The organism is Endozoicomonas sp. ALC013, assembly GCF_049310205.1.
Taxonomy (GTDB): domain Bacteria; phylum Pseudomonadota; class Gammaproteobacteria; order Pseudomonadales; family Endozoicomonadaceae; genus Endozoicomonas.
In genome coordinates, this window is record NZ_JBLYNS010000314.1 from 1 (window position 1) to 2,416 (window position 2,416).

At 38.8% G+C, this 2,416-nt stretch carries 3 protein-coding genes; all 3 read left to right on the top strand.

Going from position 1 to position 2,416, the window contains the following annotated elements:
- On the top strand, positions 1–666 hold a 666-nt coding region (locus tag ACO6V1_RS23420; RefSeq protein WP_422468939.1), incomplete at its 5' end, for a GNAT family N-acetyltransferase.
- 53 nt (positions 667–719) lie between these two features.
- Complete coding sequence (locus tag ACO6V1_RS23425; protein WP_422450693.1) at positions 720–1,349, top strand: hypothetical protein; 630 nt, start codon at positions 720–722, stop codon at positions 1,347–1,349.
- Positions 1,350–1,496: 147 nt separating this feature from the next.
- Positions 1,497–1,796, top strand: coding sequence for a hypothetical protein (locus ACO6V1_RS23430; protein ID WP_422450692.1), 300 nt, complete (start codon positions 1,497–1,499; stop codon positions 1,794–1,796).
- Positions 1,797–2,416 lie beyond the last annotated feature (620 nt).

Genomic DNA, 2,416 nt, shown 5'->3' on the forward strand with positions numbered 1-2,416 from the left:
GCTACTAAATCAACATCACACAAAACTTCGATAGACATGAATAAAAAATGGTTTGAAGATGTAACCCTTCAGGGAAATGAAGTAGAACTCTTCCCTTTAGAAAAGAAACATGCAGATGATTTGGTAAACGCTGCTTGCGATGGAAATTTATGGGAACTTTGGTTTACGGGAGTTCCAAACAGTGAAACTGTTGATTTGTACATTGACTTTGCACTTTCAGAAAAAGGCAAAGGCCGATCCTTGCCATTTGTGATATATCACAAGCTAAAAAATAAGATCATAGGTTCTACTCGCTACTGTAATGCAGACTTAGAAAACAAACGCCTTGAAATTGGTTATACATGGTATGCCAAATCTTTCCAGAAAACGGCTGTAAATACAGAATGTAAGTTATTACTTCTTCAACACGCTTTTGAAATCCTTGATTCAATTGCTGTCGAGTTTCGCACTCATTGGCACAATCAAGCTTCTCATGCAGCAATCTCTCGTCTGGGAGCAAAGCAGGATGGTGTTCTGAGAAATCACATTAAAGATAAAGATGGTTGCTATCGTGATACAGTAATTTTCTCAATCATTGACCATGAATGGCCAGTGGTTAAAAAAAGCCTTAAATACAAATTGTCATACAATACGCAGCTAACAAGAGCATCCAGCGGACGGCGCTAGACGCACCACCGCTTATGCAGGCGTTATGCGGCCAATTTACTTAGGAGGAAGTAATGAATAATGTTTGGAAGGTTGATGTTAAAAACAAAAAAATTTTACCATGTGATGAAGTCTTTAAATCAATCAAATGGCATAAATCAGTATTTAAGGGATATGGAGAAGGAATAATTGATTGCGGCGGTTCTAAAGAGCTTTCTGATTTGTCAGCTTGGAATGAAACAAAAAATATCCATGGGTTTATAAAACAAGATCCAAATCTTTTTTTTAATACTCCCTCAGCAATCTGGTGTTATACGGGGAAAGTTGGAGAGGCTGCTGATTTCATCGGGTTCAGAGATGACTCAGTATTGGTTGGGGAAATCAAATGGCAAGAAGGTTGGTCAAAAAGACTTTCAGAGCAAGTGCCTCGCTATATTAGCAAACAACAATGGCTAGGAGATACCAGTAACAAACATTTGGAAGTTTATGTATCATCACCACAAACAGCTTCAAAAGATTTAATTACCAATCTTTCCTACTTAAATTCATCACAATGGAAAAGTTTAAAGATATATTTTGGGTTTATGCAATTGGGCTGGCTTGAAGAGGATAATAAATCATATTTTTTCAGAGTGATTTGGATGCCGGGTGATAGTTGGATAGGAAAGAATTTTGATAGAATGGAAGAAATTGGAATTCATTGAAACTCAATGATTATCACCGTATAACAAAAGCATCCAGCGGATGGTGCTAGACGCGCCGCCGCTTATGCAGGCGTTAGCCTACCCAAGCCAGCAACAACGAAAGCTGGTATTATTTTTCTTTTGTCTTGAAGATATATTGAGGAAAAAATGCATTTAGCTATATCTTGGGATATAAGTGCTCAAAACCCACAATGGGATCAGCTGAATAATCAGATGCTGGCTGTTTTATCGCCATATTCATGGGTGAGACCATTGTCAACTTTTTATGTTGTCCGAGTAAATGGAGAAGTAGATCGACATAATATTTTTAATGGTTTAACTGCGGTTGCTCAAAGCTCAACAATGAATCAAATTAATTTTCTTATAAGCCCTTTAATGTCTGCTGGGCGATATGATGGATTCTTGCCCCAAGATGCTTGGGTAAATATAAATGAGAGAACATCGTGATAGATAATATAAATGAAAACAAACATGATGATCTCACTGATCGCCAATCGAGCCTGCCAAATTCCTCGAACCCATTAGCAAGTGCTTCCAATATAACTGTTACCGTTCCAGAATCAGTTGGGGTAAAGTTAGTCGATGCAAGTACACTTGGAGATTATGAAATCTGGTCATTGCTTACCTCAATTCTAAGTTCTGCAGTAGTTGGTTTTTTTGTTGCGTTTATGTAGGCTGAGCAAATTAACAAGAGTTTGTATTTTGCTGTGACAGCAGTATTTATTATTCTTATGGTTATCAGCGCTTTCATGGTGTAGGTCAAAAGAAAAAAACTTTCAAACAATACTAAAACCTTAAAGTTTTCAGTTGGCGAACAAGTAGCGAGAGAGTAGGCTAAATCGGGTAAGGGCTGGTCTTTCTCCAACCCTCCCCACAGCACCCGGCATGTGGGTCCGCACCGGGCGGTTCAACGATGATGGTGAAACCTGATCCATAAGTCTTTCAATGAAACAAGCCCAATTTTCGCAAGGTAACTGTTATTCAGTGCCTGCTGAACCGCATAGGTTTTACTCAGACGGTAATACCCTTTGCTGCTGGCTGCGATCTTGGCGGCGTTCACTTTATCA